The sequence below is a fragment of the Actinomadura sp. 7K507 genome (assembly GCF_004348425.1).
Lineage (GTDB): Bacteria > Actinomycetota > Actinomycetes > Streptosporangiales > Streptosporangiaceae > Spirillospora.
Genome location: NZ_SMKK01000125.1, coordinates 1 through 26,351, shown reverse-complemented (window position 1 = coordinate 26,351; position 26,351 = coordinate 1). Strand labels below are relative to the sequence as shown.

Here is a 26,351-nt window from a genome sequence, read left to right as displayed (position 1 = left end):
CGCCCGAGGCGTCGCCACCTGCACGGTCGCCACCCCTTGCTCCCGGACGAGGTGGACATGATACGTTCTGCAACGAAAATCGTTTTCATTATCGAATGGGTGGCATGTCCTCGACCGCTCTTTCCGTAACCGCAGTTCGTACCGGGGTTCGTGAACGCATCGCGTCACGTCCGGGGCTGATGGCGCTGTGCGGTGTCCTGGCACTGGTCCTGGCCGTGTCGATCGTTGTCGCGATCGGGCTCGGCGCGGCGGTGATCGGGCCCGCGGACACCGCGCGGTACCTGTGGGCGGCGCTGACCGGCGGGACGGTCGGGGCCGGGGAGGCGTCGAGCTACCAGATCGTCTGGCAGATCCGGACGCCGCGCGTCCTGCTGGCGGCGCTGGTGGGCGCGGGGCTGAGCGCCGTCGGCGTCGCGATCCAGGCGATCGTCCGCAACGCGCTCGCCGACCCGTTCGTGCTCGGCATCTCCTCCGGAGCGTCCGTGGGCGCGGTGAGCGTCAGCGTCACAGGCGGCCTCGCCGGGCTCGGCGTGTACGCGATGTCCGCCGGCGCGTTCGCCGGCGCCCTGGCGGCCTCGGTGCTGGTCTACCTCGCCGCACTCGGCCGCGGGACGCTTTCGCCGTTGCGGCTGGTACTGACGGGCGTGGCGATGGGGCTGGGTTTCCAGGCGCTGATGAGCGTGATCGTCTACTTCGCGCCGGACGGCGAGGCGAGCAGCATGATCCTCTACTGGACGATGGGCGGCTTCGGCGCCGCGTCCTGGGGCACGCTGCCGGTGGTGGCCGCGGTCGTCCTGGCGGGCGTGCTCGCGCTGTACCGGTACGGGCGGGTGATGGACGCGCTGGCCCTCGGCGACGAGACCGCCGCCAGCCTGGGCATCGCCCCGGACCGGCACCGCCGGGTCCTGCTGCTGCTCGTCTCTCTGACCACCGGAGCGATGGTCGCGGTGAGCGGCGCCATCGGCTTCGTCGGGCTGGTCATGCCCCACCTGGTCCGGATGGTCGTCGGCGCCGTGCACGCCCGCGTCCTCGCCGTGGCCCCGCTGACCGGCGCGATCTTCATGGTGTGGGTCGACCTGGCGTCCCGGACGGTCGTGGCCCCGCGCGAGCTGCCGCTGGGCGCGATCACGGCGCTGGTCGGGGTGCCGGTGTTCATCGGGCTGATGCGCCGCCGTGCGTACGCGTTCGGAGGGCGCTGACGATGGACCTCATGCTGGACGGGCTGACGGTCGTCACCGACGGCCGGGCCCTGGTCGACGACCTGTCGCTGGAGGTGCCGAGCGGACAGATCGTAGGTCTGATCGGCCCGAACGGAAGCGGCAAGTCGACCGCGCTCAGATGCGTCTACCGGGCCCTGCGGCCCACCTCCGGCACCGTCCTCCTGGGCCGCGACGAACTCGCCGACCTGGCCCCGCGGCAGAGCGCACGGCTCGTCGCGGCGATGGCCCAGGACGGCGCGGTCGATGTGGACTTCACCGTCGAAGAGGTCGTCGCGCTGGGCCGGACACCGCACGGACGCGGCAATGCTCCCCTCACCCGCCACGAGCGGGAACTGTGCGAAAAGACGATGGAACGCCTCGACGTCGCCCATCTGGCCCGGCGCGGGATTCTCGGCCTGTCCGGCGGCGAACGGCAGCGCGTGCTGCTGGCGCGGGCGCTGGTCCAGGAACCGCGGATCCTGGTGCTGGACGAACCGACCAACCATCTCGACGTCCGGCACCAGGTCGAACTGCTCTCGCTGCTGCGGGAGGTCGGCCTCACCGTGCTGATCGTCCTGCACGACCTCAACCTCGCCGCCACAGTCTGCGACCGGATCGGCGTCCTGTCCCGGGGACGGCTGGTCAAGGCCGGAACGCCCTGGACCGTCCTCACCCCCGAAATCGTCAGCGGCGTCTTCGGCGTCGAGGTCACCGTCGTCCCGCACCCGCTGTCGGGCTCCCCGCAACTGCTGTACTCCCTTCCCCTCGAAAGGTCCAAGTCATGAAACGAGCCCTCGCCGCCGCCGCCGGCGCCATGGTGGTCCTCAGCGCCTGCGGCGCGGAAGTCGAAGCCGACCCGGCTTCCGCGAAGCGGAAGGTGCAAAGGTGCGGGGAGACCGTCGAGTACTCCGTACCGCAGCGCGCCGTCGCCTACGAGGGCGGCAGCGCCGACAAGCTGTTCAGCCTCGGGCTCACCGAACATGTCCACGGCTACGTCATGCCGCCCGCCAACCCCCCGGTCACCGAGTCCCCCTGGGCCTCCGAGTACGCCAAAGTCGAAATGCTGAGCGACGACCTGCTCAACAAGGAGATCGTCGTCCAGGCCAAATCGGACTTCGTCGTGGCCGGCTGGAACTCCGGATTCAGCCCGCAGCGCGGCATCACACCGGAGATCCTCGACCGGCTCGGCATCCAGAGCTTCATGCACGCCGAAAGCTGCTTCAACTACCCCGGACACCCCGAACGCCTCACCCCCTTCGAAGCGCTGTACACCGACCTCCAGCGGCTCGGCCAGATCTTCGGCGTCCAGGACCGGGCGACCAAACTCGTCGCCGACCTGAAGGCGCGCGCCGAGACGGTACAGGCCGCCGCCCCCAAGGGCGACCCGGCACCGGTGTTCCTCTACGACTCCGGCACCGACCAGCCACTCACCGCCGGCGGCCAGGTCCCCCCCAGCGACATCATCGAGACCGCCGGCGGACGCAACATCTTCGCCGACCTCCAGCAACGCTGGACACAGGTCGGCTGGGAGGCGGTCGCAACGGCCCAGCCCGAGGTCATCATGATCCTCGACTACGGCGACCAGCCCGCCACCGAGAAGATCGACTTCCTCAAGAAGTCACCCCACACCCGCGACCTGCCCGCCATCAAGAAAGACAACATCTTCACCCTCGACTACAACGAGGGCATCAGCGGCCCGCGCAACATCGACGGCCTGGAGAAGTTCGGAAAGTACCTGCGGACGCTCGACCGATGACCCGGCCACCACGGCACGCCCCCCTGAAGGAGTCGGACGACTGCTCAGCGACCGCCCCCGCCGAGCAGCCAGGGCACCCGCGCCCATCCCGATCCCGTTTCGGTCGGCATCTTGGACCGGTGGAGGCGTGCGGGTTTCACCGGGGTGAAACCCGCACGCCAGGCCGGGGACGGTCAGATGTGCTGGTCGGTGCTCATTTCGCTGGTGCGGTGAAGGTGAACTGGCCCGACGGGACGGAGTAGACGGCGTAGTCGCCGTCTACTCGGACGAAAGTCGCCCTGTGGGGGGTGGGGATGTGCCCGTGTTCGGTGGTCGGAACCCGCACCTCGGCGGTGGTGTTGGGCGGAACGGTGATCTTGAGTTCGAGGCCCTTCTTGGATTTGGTCCATGCGCTCCGGGCGGTTCCGTGGGGGGTGTTGTAGCTGCCGTGCGCGGATCGCAGGTCGCCGACGGGCTTGGGCTGGAAGATCAGCTTGCTGTAGGCGATGGCTCCGGGGGCTGTGCGGATTCCGGCGATCCCGGTGCGGAACCATTCCTCGATCTGGGCGAGGATCATGTGGTTCTTGGAGTCGCCTCGGGTCCAGCGTTCGCCGATGGTGGTCATTCCGCCCGGGTTGGCGGGGGTGGATTCCATGAAGTACCCGTAGCTGGGCTGGTCGTTCGGCTGCAGAAGGTCCCACAGCACGTCGTCGCGGTCGCCGCCGGCCAGGGCCCGGATGATGGACGTCATGCCGATGGTGCCGCCGCTGAAGTGCGGGCCGTCGCCGTTGGGGTGGTAGGCGTAGATGAGTTCGACGAGGGCTTTGAGAACCTGTTCGCGCTTGCCGTCGGGGACGAGTCCGGCGTCCAGCGCGAGCGCTTGGGCCGTCTGGGTGGCGCCTTCGGAACCGGCGTTTCCGCCGGCGGTGTAATGGCCCAGGGACTGGTTGAAGAAGGCGTTGTTGAAGGCTTCCTTGATGTCGGCGGCCAGTTGCCGGTATTCCTTGGCGTCGCCGGCGTGGCCGGTCAGTTCGGCCATGCGGGCCATCTTGCTGATCATTACGTAGTAGCCCCAGGTGCCGGTGATGGGGCCCGCTGTCTGCTCGGGCGCCACCCAGTCTCCGAGCGCGGCGTCGACGATGTGGGCGTTCTCGCCGGTCCCGGCCTTTTCGCGCCGGATGTAGTCGATGTACATGACCATCCGGTCGTAGTACGTCGCCATGGTCTGGGTGTCGCCGTACAACTCGTAGAGCATGGACGGGACAAGGACGATGGCGTTGCCCCAGTTGATCTCATCGCCGAACCGGCCGGAATAGCCCCAGTCGTACACGGGGGTCTTCAGTGCCACGTTCCCGCGCATGGGGGTGTCGGCGAGGGACTGGCCCTCCACCAGGTGCCGCATCGTGGTGCGCATGTAGGCGCCCAGTTCGAAGTTCTGGTGAATGGCTCCCATGGGCATGGTGTAGTCGGCCGGGTAGGACAGCTTCTCCCGGCCGGGGCGCGGTGAAGGTCGACATGATGTTGCCGGCGATGGAGTAGTACGCCATCTTGTGGATGCGGTTGATCCGCGCGTTCGAGCTGCCGAACTCTCCGGCCTCGGGCGTGTCGCCCTGCAACCTGATCCCGGTGATGAGGTCGCGGGTCGGCTTGTAGCCGTCCGGCAGCCCGGTGACCTGGACCCACTGCATCCCGAAGTAGTTGAATTCGGGGTGCCAGGATTCCCCGCGCCGGTCGCCGTGGGCGGTGTAGGTGTTGAACAGGTCCTCGCCGCGGCGGCCGCCGCCGCCCATGAGCGATGCCTGGTCCACCGTCCCGTCCGGCTTCAGCGACTCGGCCGGCGACATCTTGACCGTCGTCCCGGCCGGGACGCGGTCCAGCCGCAATTGCGGCCAGCCGGTGATGTTCTGCCCGAAGTCGAACACCCACGTCCCCTTGGCCGGGTTGGTCACCGAGACAGGCCGCAGCTTCTCCTGCACCCGGATCGGTTCGGCGGCCCTGGCCACGAGGTCGGTCGCCAGGTTGGGCGGTGGCGCGATTCCCGCGCTGGTCCATCCCGTGGCCGAGCCGTCCCGCCGCTTGGCGGACGCGCTGAGATCCGCGCCGGGCCTGTTCCAGCCGGGCTGTTCGCGGCGCGCGTCGTAGTCCGAACCCGAGTACCAGGCGTCGGTGGTCAGGGGGCCCAGTGCGGTTCGCCATGTCCGGTCGGTGACGATGGCTTCCTTGCTGCCGTCGGTGTAGGCGATCTCCATCCGGCCGATGAACCGCGGCGTCACCGCCGCACCCGCCGACGGGTCGCTGGCGGCGATGTTGTTGCCCGAGCCGGTGACCTTCGCGCCCGAGGGGTGCCCGCTGGACAGCGCCGGGGTGAAGGTGATGCCGGTGCCGGCGGTGTCGATCGCCGTGATCTTGCGGGATTCCAGCCGGTCGCCGCCTCCGCCGGTGTCGATATTGATCGTTCCGCCGACGTGGTACCCGGTCACGGAGTCGAGCTTGACCGTCGTCGCTCCCCGGGCGGCGTCGGCGACCAGTGTTCCGCTGCCCTTGAGCTGGCTCTGCCACCAGGAGTACGGCGATGTCCGGCCCACCGCGGGGTTCGTCGCGCTGCGGCGCACATAGGCGGTCCCGTTGCCGAGTTCCACGCCGATGGCGTTGTCTCCGGAGCGCAGGACGCCGGCGACGTCGTAGGTGCGGTACTCGCTGGACAGCTGGTAGTTGGAGTTTCCAGGTGCCAGGACCTCGTCGGTCACTTCCTTGCCGTTGACCGTGGCGTGGTGCAGTCCGATCCCGGACAGGTGCAGGCGCGCGTCGGCGACCTTCTTCCCGCGCGGCACACTGAACCGGCGGGCGAAGATCGGCATTGGCCGGTCTTCGGTACGGCCCGGATACTCGATCCAGCGGGCATCTCCCCAGTCGTCGGGCGACAGCAGGCCCACCGACCAGGTGGACGGAGCCGACCATCCGGACGGCTGCCGGTTCGCGTCCCAGACCCGCACGCGCCAGGCGACGGTGTCCCGCGACTCCAGCTTCCCGCCGAAGGCGACGTGCTGCTGGGCGCTTTTCACCCGGCCCGACGTCCAGATCAGGCGTCCGCCTCTCAGTTTCTTGACCGTCTCGGCCGCCTGCACTTCGAAGGCGGTCTGCCGGTCGGCCGGGCAGGGGATTCTCGCGTGCCGGCGGTGGCACGGATGCGACCTCGCGCGTCGCGTCTCGGCCATCCGCCAGCTCAAGGTCGGATGCGTGTTATCGAGGCCGTCGGGTGAGTCGTAGCGTCCGTCGATGCCCAGGTGCACCGCCTCGACGTTGCCCTTGTGACCGTGTGGAGCGGCGTAGGCGCCCGCCCCGGACGGCGACGTCAGGGCCACGAGCAGGCCCACCGCCACCACTATGCAGATCGATCGTCTCTTGACTGACATCGTGCTCCTTCGTCGTCAGTGCGCGGCCTCTTCAGCGGCCGCCGGTTGTGCGGCGCGGCGACCTCCCTTCCAGTCCCGTGTGCGGCGGCAGGATGTCGTGGTGGACGGGTCGCGGTGGGAGACGTGCGGCCCGATGGCGCCCGCCTGGGTCAGCGGAGTAGTCACGGCCGTGCTGCTCCTGGGGATCGGGGGTTCGAGGGTGGCTCAGCCCTTGATGGCGCCGGCGGTCATGCCGGTCACGATCTTGCGGTTGAAGAAGAGGAAGGCCAGCAGCGGTGGAATGGTGATCAGGACTATGTCCATGAACAGCAGGTTCCACTGGGTGCTGTACTGGCTCTGGAAGTTGTAGAGGGTGACCTGCACGGTGGCGTTGTCGTCGCCGGGCAGGAAGTACAGCGGGTTGACGAAGTCGTTGAAGACGGCCACCGAGCTGGTGAGGATCACGGTGATGGTGACCGGCCGCAGCAGCGGAAAGATCACCTTGAAGAACAGCCGCAGGCCGCCGCAGCCGTCGATCATGGCGGCCTCGTCGAGTTCGCGCGGGACGGCGGCGATGAACGCGCGGAACAGCAGCATCGCGAACGGAAGACCGTAGGCGACCTCGACGAAGATCAGCCCGGGGAGGGTCTTGAACAGGCCGAGCCCCTGCAGCAGCCAGATGGTGGGGACGATCGCCGGCGGGATGATCAACCCCGCCAGCACGAGGAAGCCCGCGACCGTGCCGAGCCTGCCCGCCCTGCGCTGCAGGACGAAGGCGGCCATCGCCGCGAAGACGACGATCAGCGCGACCGACGCGACCGTGAGGATCGTGCTGTTGACGTAGGCGCGCAGCAGGACGTAGTCGCGTGCCTGGACCACCTCGGTGAAGTTCTGCACGATCCGCCACTCGGCGGGCCAGCCGAAGTCGAGGTCGGTGGCCTGCTCCTGGCTCTTCACCGCGGTCAGCCCGATGAACACGAACGGCACCAGGAAGAGCACACCGGCCACGATCAGCGCGACCGCCTCGGCACCGAGCCTTCTTAGCGCCCTCATGGGGCGACCTGCCGCCTGCCCAGGAGGTACGTGAGCGGTGCCATGACGGCCGTCACGACGATGAACAGCAGCACGTTGCCTGCGGTGGACAGCCCGTAGAAGCCGGCCTGGTACTGCTTGTAGATGATCGAGGCGATGGTGTCGCTGGTGAAGCCGGGGCCGCCGCGGGTCATCGTCCAGATCAGGTCGAACGACCTCAGCCCGCCGATCAGCGACAGGATGATCACCGAGTAGGTGGCCGGCCGGCTCAGCGGCAGGGTCACGTGCCGGAAGCCGTGCCAGGCCGAGCCGCCGTCCACCGCGACCGCCTGGTAGTACTCGCGCGGGATGGACACGATTCCGGCGATGTAGATGACCGTGGCCAGCCCGACGCCCTTCCACACGTCCACAAGGGCGACCGACAGCAGCGCCGTGGTGGCGTCGCCGAGCCAGTCGCGTCCGTCGACGCCGAGCAGGGCCAGTGCCTGGTCGACCAGGCCGGTGTCCGGCTTGAGCAGCATGCTGAAGGTGATGCCGACCGCGACGGTGGAGACCAGGACGGGGAAGAACACCAGCGACCGCAGGAGGCCCCGCGACCGGAGTCTGCTGGTCAGCAGCACCCCGAACGCCATCCCGAGGACGACCTTCAAACCGCTGGTGACACCCGCGTAGACGAGGGTGTTCCGGAAGCCGATCCGCAGGTTCTGCTCGCCCAGGAAGTCACGGAAGTTGTCCAGCCCTACGAAGGTGCTGTCGAACAGCGTCCAGCGGGTCAGCGCGAAGTAGAAGGCCACCACCGTCGGCACGAGGAAGAACACCAGGTACACGACGGCCGCCGGCAGGTAGAGCGTGTACGGATAGGTGGCACGCCCCTTGCCGCGGGAGGTCCGGACGTGCCGCCGCTCTCCGGCCCGGCCGGCCCCCATGCGAGGCCCGGCCTCCTGCTTGATCGCCACTTGCCTGATCACCACCCGGGAAGCCCGAGCTGTTCGGCCTGCTTCTCGACGTCGTTGTCGTACTGGGCGGCGCCTTCGGCGGGCGGGGTCAGCCCGGAACCCACGGCGACGGTGATCTGCTCCAGGGACGGGCCTTTGACCGGGGAGAGGAATTCCAGCGCGGGCGCCGTGGCGCCCCCGTCGATGTAGGACTGCAGGTCCTTGGCCACCTGGATCGCGTCGTCGGGCAGCTCGGCACCTTCGACGCGGTACGGCCCGGACGGCGGCACGGCCTTGGTGATGACGTCCGCACCCGCGGGCGAGGCGACGAAGGCGAGGAACTTCTTGGCCGCGTCCAGCTGCTCGGTGGACTTGGCGATGTAGAGGGCGGGCGGCTCCCAGACGGTGGCACCGTGCGCGGCCGGGTCGTTGCCGGGGATCCCGAAGAAGCCGATGCCGGTGGCCGCCTGCGGGTAGGTGCCCAGCAGCGGCGGGAGGGTGAGGCCGAGCATCGGATAGTGCGCGCCCTTGCCCTCGACCAGCATCTTCAGGCCCTGGTCGTTGGTGGCCGAGCCGAAGCCCTCGTTGAGGTAGCCCTTGGCGTGGATATCGGCCAGGTGCTGGAAACCGGCTACCGCGGCCGGGGTGGTGGCGAACTTGGCCTTGCCGCCGGTGTAGTTCCGGGCGAAGCCCGGCGCTGCCGTCTGGACGTTGTAGTAGTCGGCCAGGACGAGCATCTGCGAGGTCCAGGTGTCCCTGAAGGTGCCGATCACCGGAGGGATCCCGGCCGCCTTCACCTTCTCGTTGTTGGCCATGAACGCCGCCCACGTCTTGGGCGGCTTGAGGCCGAGGTCGTCGTAGACCTCGCGGTTGTACAGGATGCCGCCGCCCGAGACCGCGGCGGTCGGGACGCCGTACACCTTGCTTTCCTGCGTCACCACCGGGAGGTAGTCCTTCTCGACGTTCTTCAGGACCGGATCGCCGGTGAGGTCGACCAGGGTCTGGCCCGGGTTGAGCGCCTGCAGCAGCGAGCCGGAGTTGTACCAGAACACGTCGGTCATGTCGCCGGTGGAGAGGCGGGTCTTGATGACGTTGTCGCCCTCGCTGCCGCCTGCGACGACCTCCGTCTCGATCTTGATGCCGGGGTTGGCCTTCATGAAGGCGCCCGCGAGCGCCTCGGCCGTGTCCACGGTGGACTCGGCGTTGCCCATCAGGAACGAAAGGGTGACGGTGCCGTTGGCGGACGAGCCCGAGCCGCAGGAGGTCAGGGCCGCCATCGTGAGGCCGGTCAGGGCGGCCCCGAACATGCGGAGAGAGATCTTCACTGCGCCCTCCCGGGTGCGTTAAATCGTTTTAATAGCTCCCCATGGGCTTAAACGTAGGCGTCGCCTCTGAGGCCGTCAAGAGTCATTTTGAGTAACGATCCACAATCAGAGCGCCAGCTAGACCGACTACTTAATCAGTTTGGACCGCCATTTCGGGTAACGTTATCCACGCTGCCGCGCTGCCCCGCCCCTACAATCGAGGGACACGCTCACAAGGAGTTCCATGGCCACACGCGACCGACGGCGGCGGGTGACCATCGCCGATGTGGCCGACCACGCCCAGGTCTCCACCACCGCGGTGTCCAAGGTGATCCGGAACGCCTACGGCGTCAGCCCGGCCATGCGGGAACGCGTCAAGGCGGCCATCGCGGAGCTGGGCTACCGCCCGCACGCCGCCGCCCGCGCGATGCGCGGCCGCACCTTCACCATCGGCCTGATGCTGCCCCACATCAGGAACCCGTTCTTCGCCGACATCCTCGACGGCCTCATGGAGCAACTCGCCGACACCGACTACCAGTCGATCATGATCCAGGGGGGCGCCACCCAGAAGACCGAACGCAGAGCCGTCGAGGCCCTGGTGGACCGGCAAGTGGACGGCATCATCATGGTCGGCCCGCTCGCGTCCAGGACGCGACTCGAAGAGGTGTCCAGGGAGATGCCCATCGTGGTCCTGGGACGGCACGAGCGGTCGGCGGCCTACGACGCGGTCTTCGACGACGACGACGCGGGCGCCGAACTCGTCGTGCAGCACCTGATCACGCTCGGCCACCGTCGCATCGTGCACATCACGCACCAGGACGAAAGCATCGCGCGACCCGCCGACCTGCTCCACAAGATCAGGGCAGAGGCCTACGAACGCGTCATGCGCGAGCACGGGCTCGCCGGCGAGATCGCCGTCGCGACGACCTACTACACGGAGGAGGGCGGCTACGAGGGAGCCCGCGAACTTCTCGGCCGTTCCCCGCGGCCCACCGCGATCTTCGCCGGAGCCGACCAGGCCGCGTTCGGCGCACTCGCGGCCGTCCATGAAGCCGGCCTGTCCGTCCCCACCGACATCTCGATCGCCGGCTACGACAACACCCGGCTTGCCGCCCTGCCCAACATCTCACTGACCAGCATCGACCAGGACGGGACCTTCATGGGCCGCACCGCCGGCCGGCTCCTGCTCGAACGCATCGAGGGCCGCACATCGGCGGTGCGCTTCTCCGTCACCCCGAGCCTGATCCACCGCCGCTCCACCGCTCCTCCGAACGGCCCGCGCCCCGAATCGACTCCGCTCGAACAGGCCGCGCCGGAACACGGCGAGAAGGGACCACCGGCCGGCGCGAGGTCGTGACCGGCCGCGGACCGGCACTTGCGTCCAGCAACCACCGGCGAGGTTGACGCGTCATACCTGCTACGCGATCAACCGAGCCAGAGGAAACAGGTGCCGTTCACGCTGAGTCACCCCGCCGCCGTACTGCCCCTCGCCCGGGGGCCGCTGGTGCCGTCGGCCCTGGTGATCGGGTCGCTCGCGCCCGACATCCCGTACTACCTCTACATCTCGGGTGTGCGGGACATGACGCACCGGCCGCTGGGCGTCGTGACGGTGGACGTCGCGATCGGGCTGATCGTCTTCGCGGTGTGGCACCTGCTGGGCAAGCGGCCCCTCGCGGCGCTCGCACCGGCCAGGCTGCGCGAACGGCTGCCGGTCTCGGCGCCGGTGTCGTGGGCGTGGGCAGTGCCATCACTGGCCATCGGCGCGGCCACGCACGTCCTGTGGGACGCGTTGACGCACTCCGGCGTCGCCGAAGTGCTGCCGGGGCTCGCCGAGTCCGTCGGCGGGATCACGCTGTATCTGTGGTTGCAGGTCGGCAGCGGTGCGGTCGGACTGGTGGTCATCGCGCTGTGGCTGGCCCGCTGGGCGAGGACGGCTCCGCCCGTGCCGCTGCCGGTGGAGCCGGCGCGGGGGCGGATGCCGGTGTTCGCCGCCGCCGGTGGCCTGTCGATGGCGGGCTGCCTGCTGAGCGCGCTGCTGCTCCCCGTCGACCCGACCCTGCATTCGCTGCTGTTCTACGCGATCGTCGGAGCGATGACGGGGGCGAGCGTGGTGCTCGCCGCCTACTGCGGCTGGTGGCACGCCGCCCGCCTGCTGGCACGGCGCACGAACCCGGCGTCCACGGATCGCTGACGAGTTCGGGTTCGCTTTTCCTTGGAGGGTTCACCTTCCCTTGAAGTAGGTCGCCAGGCGCTCAAGGCCGTCCAGGACCAGGGGTGTGGGCGGTTCGGTGAAGTTGAACAGCTGCACGGTGATCGCGTCGTTCTCGACCGCGTGCAGATCCTTGGCGCCGGGGATGTCGAGCAGCGCCTGCTTGACCTCCTGCTGGGTGCCGTCGGTGTGCAGCAGGATGATGGCGTCGGGGTCGCGGCCCAGCAGTTCCTCCATCGACACTTCGAAGACGCGCTTGTCGGTGCCGGCGAACACGTTCTTGGCGCCGAGCGTCTCGAGTTGCGGTGTAGCCATGCTCTGGCCGCCGTAGGCCCCCACGGTTCCTTCGCCCCGGTAGGGCCACAGCACGGCGACCTTGCGGCCCTTCTGGTCGGGCAGGCCGGCTTGGACGGTCCGGATGCGTTTCTGGAGGTTCTTGACGGCCTGCTCCGCCTTGGCCTGCCGGTCGAAGACCCTGCCGTACAGGCGCATCTGCTCGTAGATCGTCTCGTAGCCGGGGTTCTCGATCCCGTCGGGGCAGAAGCTCGGCTCGTCGAGCACGGGGATGCCGACGGTGGCCAGGGACTCGCGCGAGAGGCCGTCCGGCAGGCCGAGCACCAGGTCCGGCTCCTCAGCGATGATCGACTCGGTGGAGATCTTCAGGTGCCCGTCGGAGCCGAGACGGTCGGTGAGGGAGGGGACCTTGCCGACCGCGGCGAGAGTCTCTTCGGAGTAGTACTCCGGCGGGAACTTCCCGGCCCGCGAAGACAGCCGGTCCAGCACGCCGAGCGTGGACAGGTACTGCAGCGGAGCGCTGTTGACGATCATGACGCGGGAGGGCGCCCTGTCCAGCGTGACGTCCACCCCGCAGTTCTCGACGGTGAAGGGAAAGCCCACCGTCGTGCTTCCCCGGCCGCCCTCCTCGGAGCCGGCCGAGCCGCAACCGGTGAGCACGGCGGCCAGCAGCCCGGCCGTGAAGCAGGCGAGGTATCGCTTCATCTGGCGGATCACTCCTTGCAGTGATCGGCATGGCGTCGCAGGTCAGCCGGTGGCGGCGGACGCCGGTGCGGATTCGTTGTCGTCGAGCGGGTGAAAGAGGAACTGGAGGCCGCGGGAGGTGTCGAGGCGTTCGACGCCGACGCCGTAGACGCCTTGGAGGAGCTCGGAGGTCAGCACGTCGGCGCAGGCCCCGTGTGCGACGACGTCGCCCTCCTGGAGCACCAGGACGTCGTCGCAGTAGCGGGCGGCGAGGTTGAGGTCGTGGAGCACGATGACCGTGGTGATGCCGAGCCCGCGGATCATGGTGAGCAGCTCGTGCTGGAACCGGATGTCGAGGTGGTTGGTCGGCTCGTCGAGCACCAGATGCGTGGGCCGCTGCGCCAGCGCGCGGGCGATCATCACGCGCTGCTTCTCGCCACCGGACAGCCCGGCGAAGATCCGGTCCGCGAGGTGCCGGGCGCCGACCCTGCGCAGCACGGCCGCCGCGATCCGGTGGTCTTCCGCGCTGTTGCGCGAGAACGTCGTCTGATGCGGCACCCGGCCGAGCATGACCATGTCGGCCACCGTCATCGGCAGGTCGCCCGACGACTCCTGCAGCACCACGGCGACCTGCTGGGCGAGCACGCGGTGCGAGAAGGAGTCCAGGGGCCGCCCGTCGAGCAGGACCTGCCCGCTGCGCGGCGTCACGATCCCGGTGAGCATCCGCACGACGGTGGTCTTGCCGCTGCCGTTGGGCCCGAGCAGCCCGAGGATCCTGCCGGACTCGGCCCGCACGTCCACGTCCCGCACCACGGTCGTCGCGCCGTAGGCGTAGGTGAGCCCGCGTCCTTCGATCATGGATACCTCACTCGCTTCCGGCGTGCAGGCGGCGGACCAGGATGAGCAGGAACGGCGCCCCGACCAGCGCGGTGATGATGCCGATCGGCAGCTCCTGCGGACTCAGCACCATGCGGGCGGCCAGGTCGGCCCACAGCAGGAAGGTCGCGCCGATCAGCGCGGCGACGGGGACGGCCCGGCGGTGCGTGGCCCCCACCATGCGCCGGGCCAGGTGCGGGATCACCAGCCCGACGAAGCCGATGCTGCCCGACGCCGCCACCAGCACCCCCACCGCCAGGGACACCAGGACCAGCAGCACCAGGCGGAACCGCGTCGGCGAGATGCCCAGGGTGTGCGCGGTCTCGTCACCGATCGCCAGCGCGTCCAGCCGGCGTCCCCACAGGGTCAGCAGCGCGACCACCAGGGCGACGGCGGCCAGGACCACGGCCAGCGGCGCCGACCAGTGCGCCAGCGCCAGGGTGCCCAGCAGCCAGAACAGCACCGACCGGGCCCCCTCGGCCGAGTCGGACGCGAAGATCAGGAAGCTGGTCAGGGCGTAGAGCGCGTACCCGACGGCCACTCCGGTCATCAGCAACCGCGTCGAGGTGATCCGCCCGGCGGTACGCGCGATCACGAAGACCAGCAGCGAGGCGACCAGCGCGCCCAGGAAAGCGGCGATCTGCAGCGCGTGCTCTCCCCACCCGGCACCGAACCCGAACAGGATCGCGGCCGCGGCGCCCGTCGAGCCACCGGAGTTGACCCCCAGCAGGTACGGGTCGGCGAGCATGTTGCGCACCATCGCCTGCAACGCCATCCCGGTCACGGCGAGCCCGGCCCCCACCGCCGCCCCGAGCAGCACGCGCGGCAACCGCACCCGCCACACGATCGCGTCGTGCGAGGACCGCCAGGTCACCTCGGCCGGGTGGCCGACCAGGTGATGACCGACGATGTCGAACACGGTCATCGGCGACACCGCCACCGCACCCATCCCGACCGCCGCGACGACCGTCCCGCCGAAGACCGCCACCAACCCCAGCAAGAGCAGCACGTACCGGCGCCGGCGAGAGGAGGCCCCCAGGTCATCGTCGTCGGGCCCCGGACCCACGACCGACGGGACCACCGACGACCCAACCATGCATCTCCCTTGCTACTGCGGTTAATACGCAATAACTAAGATCATGCAGATGCGGCCTGTCAAGTGAGACGAGCGTGTGACCAACGGCTCAACCACGTCACCCGCCTCGACGCCGGCGGCGCCTGGCCACCCGGTTCGACGAAACAGCGGCCGCTACGCGCGACCTACCCGACTCGTCCGCCCCCTTCGGGCTTTGCCCGCAGCGGCCAGCGCGCGGGTCACGGCGTGGTACCCACCTGGTAGTGGAAGGACGGGCGGGAGAACGACCAGCGGCTGGGCTCGCGCGGTGGGGTCCCGGCGGGACGGGCGGTTATCCGCAGCGTGGTGGGGTCGAGCGTGTCGCCGGATTCGACATGGGTACGGAGGTCGGCGGCCAGAGCGGCGGCGTCGCCGTATCCGAGCAGTACCCCGTCCCCGATCAGCGCCAGGGCACCGGCTCGCCGGTCGTACAGGCCGGACGATTCCTGGTCGGCGTGCAGCGAGAAGACTTTCAGCGCGCGTTCGTCCGCCAGGGCCAGCGAGGGGAACCAGCCTCGCGGCAGGTCGGATACGGCCTCGGCGACTCCCGGCTCCTCTGCCAAGAGTCGCCCCAGGCGCGTGGCGTCGGATGCGCTGAGAAAGTCGGCGACGGCGAACGAACCGCCGCCGAGCGGGTGGTAGCCGTCCGGGCCGGTGTGGGTGCCGCGCAGCCGCAGGAATGCGCACGGTTCGCAGCTGAGGCTGTGGAGGGTGTCGCCGCGGCGTTCGAAGGCGACGCTCACCTCCAGGCCCGGCCGCAGCCACAGCGGGACGACGAGTCTCCCGCCCGGCGCCAATTGCTCGAACCAGGAGGTGGCGATGTTCCACACGCCCACGGTGGCCTGGACGCGGTCGAACGGGGCGGCGTCGGGTGCGCCTGCGGCGCCGTCCACCGCCCGTACGTCGACCGCCGGACCCAGCCGCCGGGCGGCCTGCTCGGCGAGCACGGGGTCGATCTCCAGGGAGACGACACGCTCGGCCAGGCGCGCCAGCAGCGCGGCGTTGTAGCCGCTGGCGGTGCCGATCTCCAGGACGCGGTGCCCGGACCGCACGTCCAGTTGCTCCAGCATCCGCGCCACGATCGTCGGCTGGCTCGCGGTGCTGGTCGGAAAACCCTGGTCGTCCTGGCTGAGGGTGACGGAACGGTCCGCGTAGACCTCCGTGTGCGGCAGGTCGCCGGGCAGGAACCGCTCCCTGGGCACCTCCCGCATCGCCCGTTCGACGGTCTGGGAGCGCACCGCCCCGGACGCCTTGAGCCCGTCGACCATCGCGTCGCGCAGCACGGCCGTGTTCTCCATTCCGATGCGTGGGCCGGTTCGGGGACTGGACGTTCGTGGTCACCGTACTAAGCTCCCGACGGCGGCCCCGGGACGGCGTGGTCCAAGCGGGCGCCGGCCGCCTACGGCCTGCCTGGCACGCGCGGGTAGCGGGCATCGGTTTCGAGGTGCCGGGGCGCTTCTCGTGCTGATCGCTCTCGCGCGATGCGGTCGCGCAGGCTCGGTGGCGTCACGTCGTACGGGCCGTGGGCGGGGACGCGTTCCGAACCGGCGACGCCGGGCCCGGAAGGCGTCCTGTGCAGCCGTGGCCCCGGCTCCGGGTCCAACGTGGGAGGCGCACCCCGGTCGCGGGATGTGCTCGGGGACGGCCGAGTGGGCCTGGCCCGCTCGTGACGGGGCAGGAACCAGATGGCCGCGACGTTCAACAGCAGGCCCCCCGTCAGACTCGCCAGGGGCACGGCTCCCGGTTCCCATCCGTGCCCGTACAGTGCCGTCGACACGAGCAGCATCTGCGGGTTGGCCGTCATGATGACGAGGAATCCGACGATGAGCAGGCGGCAGCGCTGGAAGGCGATCTGTATCTGGCCCGCGGCCAGCGCGGTCGCGGCGATGAACAGATAGGGGTGCGCAGAGGTGGCGAGGTCGCCGAGCGGGACCCTGAGCGTCGCCATGCCCATGATCGCGACCTCGGCCGCGCCGATCAGCATCCCGGTGCTGATCCCGTAGGTGATGCCGCTGAGCGGCCGCTCGTGCGCGCCCTTGCGCCTCAGGTCGCTGGCCAGGAACAGCACGGCGGGCAAGGCGAGCGAGGGGAAGATCGCGGCCAGCAGCAGCGGCGTCGAGGGCGCCTGGTCGAAGGTGTGCGCGCCACCGGCGGCGCGGGCGTAGAGGACGATGGCCGCGGCGGCGAGCACCAGGCAGAGCGCTTCACGGATGCCGGGCCGTTCGCCCAGGCCGATGCCTGCGATGAGGGGCAGCAGCGCCAGCCCGGCGAGCATCGCGGGCTGGACCGCGGACAACGGGAGCGCCGTGAGGGCGATGAACTGCAGCCCGAACCCCACGCCGATGACGGCGAAGCCGATCGCCCACGTCTGGCTGGAGAGCATCGCTACGGCGAGCGCGAAGGGCCGGGCGCCGTGCAGTGGAGGCATCCGGTCCGTGGCGGTCTTGAGGAATGCCATGCCGACGAAACAGGCGCCGGTCGACATGAACGCGACGATCGTCGCCCAGTGTCCCAGTTGCATGCTGCGCTTCTCCTCGCCATGGAGGTTCCGGAAGCGGGCACGGGCCGGGGAACCCCGTGATGGAGCCCTTGCCCGTGCCTCCGCCGGGGAAGGCCGGTCGCGGCGGGACGCCGTGCATTCGCGCAAGGCTCGGGGATCGAACCTGGACGATCACCTCCCCCGCACCCCACCGGGCGGCCAGCAACCTACAGCAGTGTCGGTTATCAGAAACCGTAGCAGCCATAGTCGGCTAGGTGAAGTGCCCGGCGAGGGCAGCGAGAGCACCGACATGATCGTCGGTTATTGCATGCCGCCTTCCTGCAAGGCGTCCGGGAAACCACCGCCCACCCGTGCGTTACGAGCGCGTTCGGTGAACGGGTTTGGCGGCGGACTGGATGCCGAAGCCGGCGTTGGCGAGGGTGGTCGGTGCGGCTGGGGCAAGGCCGGCCTGGCGCTGCCATTCGGCGATCTCTCCGTGGGACCAGGTCCCTGCGCTACTGGTCAGGCCGAAGTAGAACTCGGTCAGGGCGCCGAACTGGCTGATGTCCCCGGCCGGGTCAACACGGAAGGGCTCGACGACGACGAAAACACCTCCAGGGCGCAGGGCACGGGCCGCACGCTGGGCCAGTGCGTGGTTCTCGTCGGCGCTGAAATGGTGGGCGACGCTCACCATCAGCACGATGTCGTAAGCGTCGGTGCCGAGGTCGTCGTTCAACACGTCCCCCTCACGGTGCGTGACGCGGTCGCCCATCTTTTCGGCGGCGAGCAGCGGGGCGGCATGCTGGAGGGCTTCGGGCAGATCGAGGACCACGGCGCGCAGCCCCGGGTGCCGTCGGCACAGCGCGACGGAGTAGTAACCGTGCGAGCCACCGATGTCGAGGAGCGTCCGGGCGTCCGCGGGCACAGGTATGAGCTGCGCCGCCTCCTGCGCCGGGGCGGCCGCCATGGCCCGCATGCCGCGCTGGTACAGCCCCCACTGCTGGTCCGACATGTGCTCATGGACCTCCGCCGGCCGCCCGGTGCGCACGTAGTCCGCGGAGCCGGCCATCAGATCCCACTCGTGGAACTGGAAGAGCAGCTTGTCGGTGATGCAGTGGGGGCTTTCGCGCACCAGCCAGGTCCGTGCCAGCGTCGTCAGCTCGTAGGACTCGCCGTCGCCCTGGACGTACCCCGCCCCGGCCAGCGCGAGGAGAAGCTTGCCCGTGGCCTCCGGGTGGGTACCGCATCGCTCGGCGACCTGGGCGGCGGTGGCGCGCTCGTCCGCGAGCGCGTCGAAGACGCCCAGTTGCGCCCCGACCATCACCACCTGCGCCAATGTGAAGGCGAGTTGAGTTTCGAACAGCGGCGTCGGGACCATCCCCGCCTCGAGGGCCTGGCGTTCCTCAGCGCTTTCCGGAATGACTCCGATTCTCATGATCTCCTCCGCCTCCGACCGCCGACGGGACGGGTCCGACAGATGAGTCTCGTTGAGATCGTGCAGCCCGCCCTTTTGCAACGAGCGTAGGTGGTTGACGACGAGCGCCCTACGGTTCGTGAGCCGGGTGCGGCTCACACCCACTACGCCACCACCACCTCCAGCCAGCTCACTGACACAAAGGCGACCACGCACATCGAAACGCGTACTCGGCGGGATTTCCGGATGGCGGTCAGAGGCGGGCGATGGCTTTGACCACCTGGCCGGCGCCGTCCTCTTCGGCGATGCCCTGGCTGATCTCGCGGGCTCGGTCGCGGTGGGAGGGCGCGTCGCGGAGGGCCTGCGTGAGCTCGCCGGTGCTCAGCCGCCGCAGGGGGCCGGTGCAGGAGCCCGCACCGAGTTTCGCGATGCGTGCGCCCCAGAACGGCTGGTCGGCGGCGCTGGGGACGATGACCGTCGGTACGCCCGCGCGCAGCCCGGCGGCCGTCGTCCCGGCGCCGCCGTGATGCACGACCGCGGCCATGCGCGGGAACAGCCAGTCATGCGGGACGTCCCCGATGCTGATGACGTCGTCGTGCGCACCGGCCGCGAGTTCTCCCCAGCCGGCCTGGATCACGCCGCGCATCCCGGCTCGGCGGAGGGCGGACGCCACCAGTTCGCCCATGCGGGCCCCATCGCCCACGTTCATGCTGCCGAAGCCGACGAAAACCGGCGGAGGGCCCGCATCGAGAAAGTCGGTCAGGTGCTCGGGCGGTCGCCAATCCGGGACGGACTCCGGCCACCAGTAGCCCACCACGTCCCGTCCTGACGGCCAGTCGGCGGGACGGGGCACCACCAGGGGGCTGAAGCCGTAGTGAACGGGCCAGCCCGTGCGGTCCAGTCGCCGGAACAGCGCGGCGGGGCCCATGGGCGGGAGGTCCAGGCGCTTGCGCAGGTCCTTCACCACCGAGCGGAACGGCATCTGCCCCGCCACCCGCATCGTCCGCATGGCCGTGCGGTTGCCGGCGTGGCCCAGCGACCGGGTGGTGAGCACCGCGGGCGGGAACTCCCGGGTCGGGTCCATCGGCTGGAGGTAGACGCCCATGCTGGGGATGCCGAGCCCCTCGGCCACGTGGATGCCGAGCCAGCCCATCGTCGACAGGAGGAGCAGGTCGGAGCCCTGCGCCGCGGCCAGGGTCGCATCGGCCATCTGCGACCAGTGCCGGGCGTACATCCGGGCGAACCGCGCCAGGGCCAGCGGCGAGGTACGGAGGACGCGCCCGCCCTCGGCGGAGGTCAGTTCGGCGCGCAGGTCCATCGGCAGCGGCCGGTACTCCAGGCCGCACTTCCGCACCAGCTCGCCCAACGGTTCGTGCGCCGCGATGGCGACCTCATGGCCCGCGTCCTGTAGGCGTGCGCCCAGACCCGTGTACGGTGCCACGTCCCCGCGCGACCCCACTGCGACGATCACTATCCGCATCTGCCGACGCCCTCCTCGTCATGACGGTGCTCCTGGTGACGATCCTTCACCATCGCGCCGAGCCTCTGCTCGTGACGCCGATCACCACCGCGCGGCATTCTCCGCCGTGATGGCGGAGTACGCGTTGGAGGTTCTGGTGGTTTATGGCCGTGATGGTTCGGGTGATCGGGCCAGGGCGGAACTAGGGTCGCGTTATGCGTCCGATGCCGTCAGCCGACATGGTCAGCTTGATCTCGTTTCTCGCCGTTTTGTTGATTTTCTTCAGCATCGATGTGCGTTCGAGGGTTTCGGCGAATTCGAAGCCGTGGCATGCGCACCTTTTCGAATGGGCCTCCCGGATCGGGGGGATCGCCACCGCGCTGGCGCTGGCGCTGGGGTGGGCCGACCTGTTCCTGCCGGACCAGAGCAGCCCGATCCACGTGGCGTTCGTGGCCGTCCCCGGGTCTGTGGGCGTGCTGTGCGCCATCGCTCTGGGGCTGGAAATGCTCTGGCAGCGCTGGGATTCGGCGTAGCCGGGCACCGGCCCCCTTTGAGATACCAGCGGGCGCGGGCTTCCTGACTCCTGACCGGTCTGGTCGGCGTGTCAGAGGAGACGCCTGATCTCGCCGTAGGCGCGGTAGAAGCCGCCCCGCCCGGAGGTGCGGACGCCTTCGACGGCGTAGCGGGCGCCGGGCTGGCGGATCTCCTTGGGGAACTGCACGTTCCAACCCTGCTCGTAGCCCTCGCTGATGACTCGCACGCGGTGCCGGGAGCCGTCCTGGTAGCACTCCACGATGACGGCGTCACCGGGGTGGGAGGTGGTCTCGAGCACCGCCACCGGCTCGGCCGTCGGCAGCGACGCGGCGATCTTCACATCGACGGGCTCGGGGATCGAGCCCTGCTGGGCCGCGTGGATGGCCGCTTCGGAGGCGTCGATGCAGACCAGCGAACCATCGGTGGTGACGATGTAGACCCGCTCATCCAGGAACTGCATCGAATAGGCCGAGCCGTGACCCGTACCGAGTTTCCACAGACGGGTGCCGTCCTCATCGAAACAGTAGATGGAGGAGTGGTTGTCGCCCGCGAACACATAGCGCCCGTCGGGCGAGGCCGCGCAGGAGAAGACGGCGGCGTCGCAGCGGTACACCGCTTCGACATCACCATTGCCCTTGGCCAGCCGGTACACGTCGTTACGGCTGGTCGCGGCATAGACCGAACGATTCTCCTGCCAGCCGAACAGCACGGCGCCGCCGACCGGCGTCTGCCAGACCGGCTTGCCGTCGGTGGCCGAATAGCAGGCCACACCGCGTGAATGGCCGTGAAAGACGGTGTTGCTCCCGGCGTCGCATCGCACCATCCAGGCCGAGTCGCCCGCGACGCTGCGCGACCACTGGTACTCGTCCTCATGGTCGACGGCGGTGACGCCGCCGTTGCGGTCGGACACTCCGAGGATCGCGTCGTCGATGTCCAGCCAGTAGATGTCGACATCGGCGGAGATCTCGTAGGCCACGTGCGGGACCTTGCCGCTCAGGTCGTACACCCTGCCGTCGTCACAGCCGGCGTAGATCCAGAAGTCGTCGGCGACGATGCACTTCACCCCGTCGGGCAGCCGGTAGCGGCCGGTCACGCTGCCGTCGGTGGTGACGGTGTACACGTCGCCGTTCTGGTTGCCGACCCAGCATCGCTCCTGGTCGACGAAGATGCCGAACGCGGCGGCGCCGGTGGCCAGCCGCCACAGCACGGGCGCCTGGCGCGCGGTCGACCTGCTGCTGACGATGGTCCGCCTGCTGACCGGGCGGGCCTGCCGTACGCCCCGTACCGCCGGCGCGTACCCCTTCCTGGTCTTCTCCGCGACCTTCTTGGCGGCCGCCGCCTCGGCCTTGGCCTCGGTCGCGAAATCGGACACCTTCGTCTGGCCGGAAGCGCCGATCCTGCCGTAGGTAATGGTCACTCGAGTGCCGGAACGGACCACTTCGTAGTATTTGTGAGCAGTGGCGTTGTCTTCGGACAACTCAAGGTACGTACGGTGCTCCGCCATTCCAGCCTCTCGATCACCCGATGTCGCAACCCGCCTGATTCCGACGTCGCCGACAATACAGATCAGGTCCGACAGCCGGGATTCACGTCGTGGACGCGCCGCCCGCCGCGCGGACGCGTCCGACGACGTACTCGACGGCATCGCCCTCCGGGATCGCGCGCGGCTGGAACCGTGCGCCCGTCGGTGCGTGCGGAACCATGCGGTCGACACGGAAGACCCGCCAGTCGTCACGGTCGAGATCCCACGCGAGCAGGTACCAGAGCGACCCCCAGGTCACCAGCCGTTGCGGTTCGGTGTGGCGGACCCCTTCGCCGCCCCCGGACTTGGTGTAGCCGAACCGGAGCCGTTCGTGGCCGCGGATCGCGGCGGCGACCGCGCCGAGAACCGAGAGATCGAGCGGCGGCCGAGCCCCTGGAACGGCGCTCGTCGCCCCGCGTACCGCCTCGACGCGGCGGCGCAGGCGCGAGGGCAGCACCTGCTCCAGCTTCGCGAGCGCGGTGAGCGAGGTCTCCTCGACGCCGAGCCTTTGGGTCGCGACCGTACCCAGTCCGACCGCGACGGCGACGGCCTCGTCGTCGTCGAGCAGCAGCGGGGGCATCGCCGTCCCGGCGGCCAGGCGGTACCCGCCCGCGACGCCGGGGCGCGCGTCCACGGGATAGCCGAGCGACCGCAGCTTGCCGATGTCGGCGCGCACGGTCCTGGTGCTCACATCGAGCCGGCCGGCGAGCTCGGAGCTCGTCCAGTCGCGCTTGAGCTGGAGCAAGGACAGCAGTTCGAGCAGGCGGGCCGAGGTCTCCAGCATGTTCTGCATCATCCCAGCAATCGCGGAAGCTAACCTGCCGCATTGCCTGGGAACGTCGGTGGCATGAACGAGAACAACGCACTCACACCGTTCCGCATCGACATCCCGCAGGCCGACGTCGACGACCTGCGCGACCGGCTGGCACACACGCGCTGGCCGATCCCCGTGCCGGGCCGGGACGATCGCGCCGACTTCAGCCGCGGCATCCCGCCGGCGTACCTGAAGGAGCTCGCCGAGTACTGGCGCGACGGGTTCGACTGGCGCGCGCAGGAGGAGAAGCTCAACGAGCACGAACAGTTCACGACGGTCGTCGACGGCCAGACGTTCCACGTCGTCCACGCGCGATCGACGAACCCGGAGGCCACCCCGCTGATCCTGAACCACGGCTGGCCGGGCTCGTTCGTCGAGTACCAGCGACTCATCCCGCTGCTGACCGACGAGTTCCACGTGGTCATCCCGTCGCTGCCCGGCTTCGGGTTCTCCACCCCGCTGTCAGGGACCGGCTGGGAGCTGGCACGGACGACGGACGCCTACGCCGAGATCATGACGCGTCTCGGCCACAAGCGATTCGCGGCCCACGGCACCGACATCGGTTCGGGTACCGCCGCACGCCTCGCGGCGCTCTACCCGGAGCGCGTCATCGGCACGCACATCGGATGCGACCCGGCGCTGCTCGGGTTGGTCGGCGACAAGTTCCCCTACCCCGACGGCCTGTCCGACGACGAGACCGCCCAGATCGAGGCGGTGCGCACCGAGTACGCGGCCGAGCGCGGGTATCTGGAGATGCAGAACCACCGTCCCGACACGATCGGCGCGGCGCTCACCGACTCGCCGGTCGGTCAGCTCGCGTGGATCGCCGAGAAGTTCAAGACCAGGACCGGCGGCGCCTACCGGACGCCGGACGAGACGGTCGACCGCGACCAGCTCCTCACCAACATCAGCCTGTACTGGTTCACCCGCAGCGGCGCGTCGAGCGCGCAGTTCTACTACGAGGCCGAGCACTCCGGAGTCGACTTGCTCATGGCCTCCGGCGTCCCGTCCGGGTGGGTCGTGTTCGACACCCACCCGCTCATCCGCCGCGCGATGGACCCGTGGAAGGCGATCGGCCACTGGAGCGAGTTCACCGAGGGCGGTCACTTCCCCGCGATGGAGGAGGCGGAGCTGCTCGCGGACGACATCCGCACCTTCTTCCGCGGCATCTCCTGACTCCGCGCGGCATGGAGCCTAGCCCGCGGCGACCTGGGTAAGGACGGCTGGTTCTTCCGCTGCTACGCCTGCCGCCGCTCGCTGACGCGCGCCGCCGGTTGCGGCGGGGCCTCTTCCAATGACCAGGTACCGTGCCCTCCGGTGACCTGGAGGAGTGTGTGGGAGCGGAGTTCGATCACCTGGTCACCGTCGGGGCGGGCGAGGGTCCTGGAAGGGGTGAGGGCGCCGTCGAGCTCCAGGAGGCCGAATGCGTCTCCGCTGCGGAACAGCACGGGGCCCGGCGGACCCAGGTAGCGCACCACTGCGGCCCGGTAACCCGCTACGGAGCGCTCGAACGGTCGGACGCGGCCGTTGGACGGCACGGGAACGGCGTCCACATCGGCCTCGTCCAGGGGTGTCACGCCGATCCGCCACTCCGCCCCGGCGGTTTTCACCTGGAGCACCGCCTGGGCTGGGACGGCGAACGTGCTGCGGCTCGGCGGGGCCCCTGGTCCCGTCGGATCGAGCACGCCGGCGGACACGAGCGGATCGCGGCCGTGGAGCGCGGTCAGGTTCGGTCCGTGCAGGCGGACCTCGTGGTGGTCCCCGCCCGGGCACGTCAGGACGGCGATTCCGGCCGGCCCCTCGTAGGCGAGCACTTCGGGTCCGTGACCCGAGGTCGCGCCAGTGAAGCCGCGTGCGCGTTCCGGACCGCTGATCGTGACGACCCACGGGCCTCCGGATTCGACCTGCAAGTACCTCTTGGTAAGCGCCTGGTCGGATATGCGGCGATCGTCCAGGACGACGGTGGCGGGTGGGGCGCCGGGATCGCACACGATGACCGTGATCCCGCGGCCGAACTCCGTACGCCGAAGCCAGGCCCGCAGCGTCCCTGGGCCCTCGTTCACGAACTCGGCCAGAACCGGCTCGGGCATGCGTCCCCTGATCTTGACGCGCTTACCGCCCACATCGCGGTACGTCCGGGCCATGCCGTAGTGGGCGTGATGGACCGGCGCGGGCTCCGGTGCCGAGGCGGTACCGTCCTTCGCCAGCCAGCGGTCGAGTTCGGTGGCCACCCTGCGCGGCTCCTTCACCCGCAGGCGCACCCTGCGGACCCGACGTCCGCGTTGGGGGATACCCGGCTGCGGGTCCCCGCGGCCCATGGACAGCATCACCCAGAACCAGTTCCCCCAACGCAGCCGCCGCGCGGGAAGGGACAAGGCGTCCCGCATCAGCAGGACGAGGTTGAGATCCTCCTGGAACGGCGTCAGCCTGGCCACGTCGGTCTCCTTCCGAGACCGGCCAGGCGCGTCCCCGTAGCCGACGACCGCCGCGATGTCGGTGCGCGGGATCCGCAGCGCCTTCCACAGCAGCAGCGCATCCCAGATGACGATCTCGTCGTCGGTCACCCACATCCGCGGCCGTACCAGCAGGAGCCTGAGCGTCTGGATCGTGACGGCGGCCAAGGCGAGGGCGAGGAGCGGCAGCCACGAACCGGCGATCAGTTCGCCCACCGTGGTCTCGTCCTGGACGGCGTACCAGATCACGCCGATGAGCGGCACCACCGCCAGCAGCGAAACCAGGCAGGCCGCCCCCGCGGCGGTCAGCGCCTTGGACCTGGCCACCTTCACCCTGATCGTGGAGGAACGGGGCCGCGCCGGCCATCCCCAGCGGTCCCGGTCGGCGAGGTCGCGCAGCGCGAACCGCCCGCGTTCTCCCGCCTCCCGCTCGCGCGCCGCGCGCGAAGGCCGCGTCCGGGACACGCCCAGCAGTGCACTGGCGACGCCCGCCACCCCGAAGGTTCCGAGGAAAGCGGCGATGCCCCCCAGGCTGACCGGCAGCCCCCACTCCGGTGATCCGCCCTGTTTTTGGACGAAGTTCCGGGAACCGACGTCGAGGGCGGGAACCGTGTCCCCGGCGTAGATGGAACGGTAGTCGGCGCCCCTCAGTTCGACCCTTTCGTGCGTCGTTTGAAAGGTGCTGCCGTCCGAGAACGTGCCGTGCCAGGAACAATCTCTTTTCGGGCACACCACCCCCTGCGCGGTGAACGTTCCCGGCCTGCCCTTCCCCTCAGCGGCACGCCAGGTGCCTCCGATCTCGTCCGCCACGGGCCCGAAAACGAACGTCCAGGCCGTCAGAAACGCGATGCCCAGCAGCAACCGGACGACGGCAAGACGCGCCTCGCTGACGCGTTCGTAGC

Annotated in this window: 20 protein-coding genes and 3 pseudogenes; 7 read left to right on the top strand and 16 right to left on the bottom strand. The window is 69.6% G+C overall.

Annotation, left to right across the window (positions count from 1 at the left end; translation table 11 throughout):
* Positions 1 to 179: 179 nt before the first annotated feature.
* From E1285_RS25960 to E1285_RS25950, 3 genes are read left to right on the top strand one after another with little or no spacing between them, the layout of a single operon-like run.
* Entirely contained in the window at positions 180 to 1,199 is a 1,020-nt protein-coding gene (locus E1285_RS25960) for an iron ABC transporter permease (protein ID WP_132156485.1), read from the top strand.
* Positions 1,200 to 1,201: 2 nt separating this feature from the next.
* Entirely contained in the window at positions 1,202 to 1,984 is a 783-nt protein-coding gene (locus E1285_RS25955; RefSeq protein WP_132156477.1) for an ABC transporter ATP-binding protein, read from the top strand.
* On the top strand, positions 1,981 to 2,955 hold the full coding sequence (locus tag E1285_RS25950; protein ID WP_132156475.1) for an ABC transporter substrate-binding protein: 975 nt from the start codon (positions 1,981 to 1,983) through the stop codon (positions 2,953 to 2,955). The genes E1285_RS25955 and E1285_RS25950 overlap by 4 nt, the downstream gene beginning before the upstream one ends.
* A gap of 193 nt (positions 2,956 to 3,148) precedes the next feature.
* Here E1285_RS25950 and E1285_RS46800 read toward each other — a convergent pair whose 3' ends face one another.
* The 6 genes and pseudogenes from E1285_RS46800 to E1285_RS25930 all read right to left on the bottom strand — a co-directional run bounded on the left by E1285_RS46800 (position 3,149) and on the right by E1285_RS25930 (position 9,618).
* Positions 3,149 to 4,387: an alpha-L-rhamnosidase C-terminal domain-containing protein gene (locus E1285_RS46800; protein ID WP_243723049.1), complete on the bottom strand. Its 1,239-nt coding sequence runs from the start codon at positions 4,385 to 4,387 to the stop codon at positions 3,149 to 3,151.
* 181 nt (positions 4,388 to 4,568) lie between these two features.
* Positions 4,569 to 5,792, bottom strand: a pseudogene (locus E1285_RS47605) (family 78 glycoside hydrolase catalytic domain); the annotation flags it as partial.
* Between the two features lie 570 nt (positions 5,793 to 6,362).
* Positions 6,363 to 6,512 carry a hypothetical protein gene (locus E1285_RS45770; RefSeq protein WP_165966765.1) on the bottom strand — a complete coding sequence of 50 codons (150 nt, stop codon included), beginning with the start codon at positions 6,510 to 6,512 and terminating at the stop codon, positions 6,363 to 6,365.
* Positions 6,513 to 6,551: 39 nt separating this feature from the next.
* On the bottom strand, positions 6,552 to 7,379 hold the full coding sequence (locus E1285_RS25940) for a carbohydrate ABC transporter permease (RefSeq protein ID WP_132156473.1): 828 nt from the start codon (positions 7,377 to 7,379) through the stop codon (positions 6,552 to 6,554).
* Complete coding sequence (locus E1285_RS25935) at positions 7,376 to 8,314, bottom strand: sugar ABC transporter permease (RefSeq protein WP_207946827.1); 939 nt, start codon at positions 8,312 to 8,314, stop codon at positions 7,376 to 7,378. Before E1285_RS25935 ends, E1285_RS25940 begins: the two co-directional genes overlap by 4 nt.
* An 8-nt stretch (positions 8,315 to 8,322) precedes the next feature.
* A complete protein-coding gene (locus E1285_RS25930) occupies positions 8,323 to 9,618 on the bottom strand; it encodes an extracellular solute-binding protein (protein ID WP_207946826.1) in 1,296 nt (431 codons plus the stop codon).
* A 223-nt stretch (positions 9,619 to 9,841) separates the two neighbouring features.
* On the opposite strand from E1285_RS25930, the gene E1285_RS25925 reads away from it, so the two are divergent.
* Positions 9,842 to 10,954, top strand: coding sequence for a LacI family DNA-binding transcriptional regulator (locus tag E1285_RS25925; protein WP_132156471.1), 1,113 nt, complete (start codon positions 9,842 to 9,844; stop codon positions 10,952 to 10,954).
* Between the two features lie 90 nt (positions 10,955 to 11,044).
* The gene (locus E1285_RS25920; RefSeq protein ID WP_165966764.1) at positions 11,045 to 11,788 is read left to right on the top strand and encodes a DUF4184 family protein; all 744 of its coding nucleotides are present in this window, start codon (positions 11,045 to 11,047) and stop codon (positions 11,786 to 11,788) included.
* A 30-nt stretch (positions 11,789 to 11,818) separates the two neighbouring features.
* Here the strand turns inward: E1285_RS25920 and E1285_RS25915 are convergent, their stop codons facing one another.
* From E1285_RS25915 to E1285_RS25885, 7 genes are all read right to left on the bottom strand, one after another.
* Complete coding sequence (locus tag E1285_RS25915) at positions 11,819 to 12,805, bottom strand: ABC transporter substrate-binding protein (protein ID WP_132156467.1); 987 nt, start codon at positions 12,803 to 12,805, stop codon at positions 11,819 to 11,821.
* Between the two features lie 42 nt (positions 12,806 to 12,847).
* Positions 12,848 to 13,642: an ABC transporter ATP-binding protein gene (locus E1285_RS25910; protein WP_132156465.1), complete on the bottom strand. Its 795-nt coding sequence runs from the start codon at positions 13,640 to 13,642 to the stop codon at positions 12,848 to 12,850.
* Between the two features lie 7 nt (positions 13,643 to 13,649).
* On the bottom strand, positions 13,650 to 14,756 hold the full coding sequence (locus tag E1285_RS25905) for an iron ABC transporter permease (RefSeq protein ID WP_132156463.1): 1,107 nt from the start codon (positions 14,754 to 14,756) through the stop codon (positions 13,650 to 13,652).
* A 218-nt stretch (positions 14,757 to 14,974) separates the two neighbouring features.
* Positions 14,975 to 16,072: an rRNA adenine N-6-methyltransferase family protein gene (locus E1285_RS25900; protein WP_132156461.1), complete on the bottom strand. Its 1,098-nt coding sequence runs from the start codon at positions 16,070 to 16,072 to the stop codon at positions 14,975 to 14,977.
* A gap of 101 nt (positions 16,073 to 16,173) precedes the next feature.
* On the bottom strand, positions 16,174 to 17,295 hold the full coding sequence (locus E1285_RS25895; protein ID WP_132156459.1) for a hypothetical protein: 1,122 nt from the start codon (positions 17,293 to 17,295) through the stop codon (positions 16,174 to 16,176).
* 334 nt (positions 17,296 to 17,629) lie between these two features.
* Positions 17,630 to 18,688, bottom strand: a complete 1,059-nt coding sequence (locus E1285_RS25890) for a class I SAM-dependent methyltransferase (RefSeq protein ID WP_132156457.1) — start codon at positions 18,686 to 18,688, stop codon at positions 17,630 to 17,632.
* Positions 18,689 to 18,920: 232 nt separating this feature from the next.
* Positions 18,921 to 20,147, bottom strand: a complete 1,227-nt coding sequence (locus E1285_RS25885; protein WP_132156455.1) for a glycosyltransferase — start codon at positions 20,145 to 20,147, stop codon at positions 18,921 to 18,923.
* 194 nt (positions 20,148 to 20,341) lie between these two features.
* Here E1285_RS25885 and E1285_RS25880 point away from each other — a divergent pair, with 194 nt between their 5' ends.
* Positions 20,342 to 20,659: a hypothetical protein gene (locus tag E1285_RS25880; RefSeq protein ID WP_132156453.1), complete on the top strand. Its 318-nt coding sequence runs from the start codon at positions 20,342 to 20,344 to the stop codon at positions 20,657 to 20,659.
* A 71-nt stretch (positions 20,660 to 20,730) separates the two neighbouring features.
* Here E1285_RS25880 and E1285_RS25875 read toward each other — a convergent pair whose 3' ends face one another.
* Together E1285_RS25875 and E1285_RS25870 are read right to left on the bottom strand one after the other, a co-directional pair.
* Positions 20,731 to 22,305: a WGR domain-containing protein gene (locus E1285_RS25875; protein ID WP_347814101.1), complete on the bottom strand. Its 1,575-nt coding sequence runs from the start codon at positions 22,303 to 22,305 to the stop codon at positions 20,731 to 20,733.
* A gap of 4 nt (positions 22,306 to 22,309) precedes the next feature.
* Positions 22,310 to 22,966, bottom strand: a pseudogene (locus E1285_RS25870) (WYL domain-containing protein); the annotation flags it as partial.
* A gap of 63 nt (positions 22,967 to 23,029) precedes the next feature.
* On the opposite strand from E1285_RS25870, the gene E1285_RS25865 reads away from it, so the two are divergent.
* Positions 23,030 to 24,172 (top strand): epoxide hydrolase, encoded by a 1,143-nt coding sequence (locus tag E1285_RS25865; protein ID WP_132156451.1) that lies wholly within the window; start codon positions 23,030 to 23,032, stop codon positions 24,170 to 24,172.
* Positions 24,173 to 24,234: 62 nt separating this feature from the next.
* Here the strand turns inward: E1285_RS25865 and E1285_RS45765 are convergent.
* Positions 24,235 to 26,351 (bottom strand): annotated as a pseudogene (locus E1285_RS45765) (hypothetical protein); the annotation flags it as partial.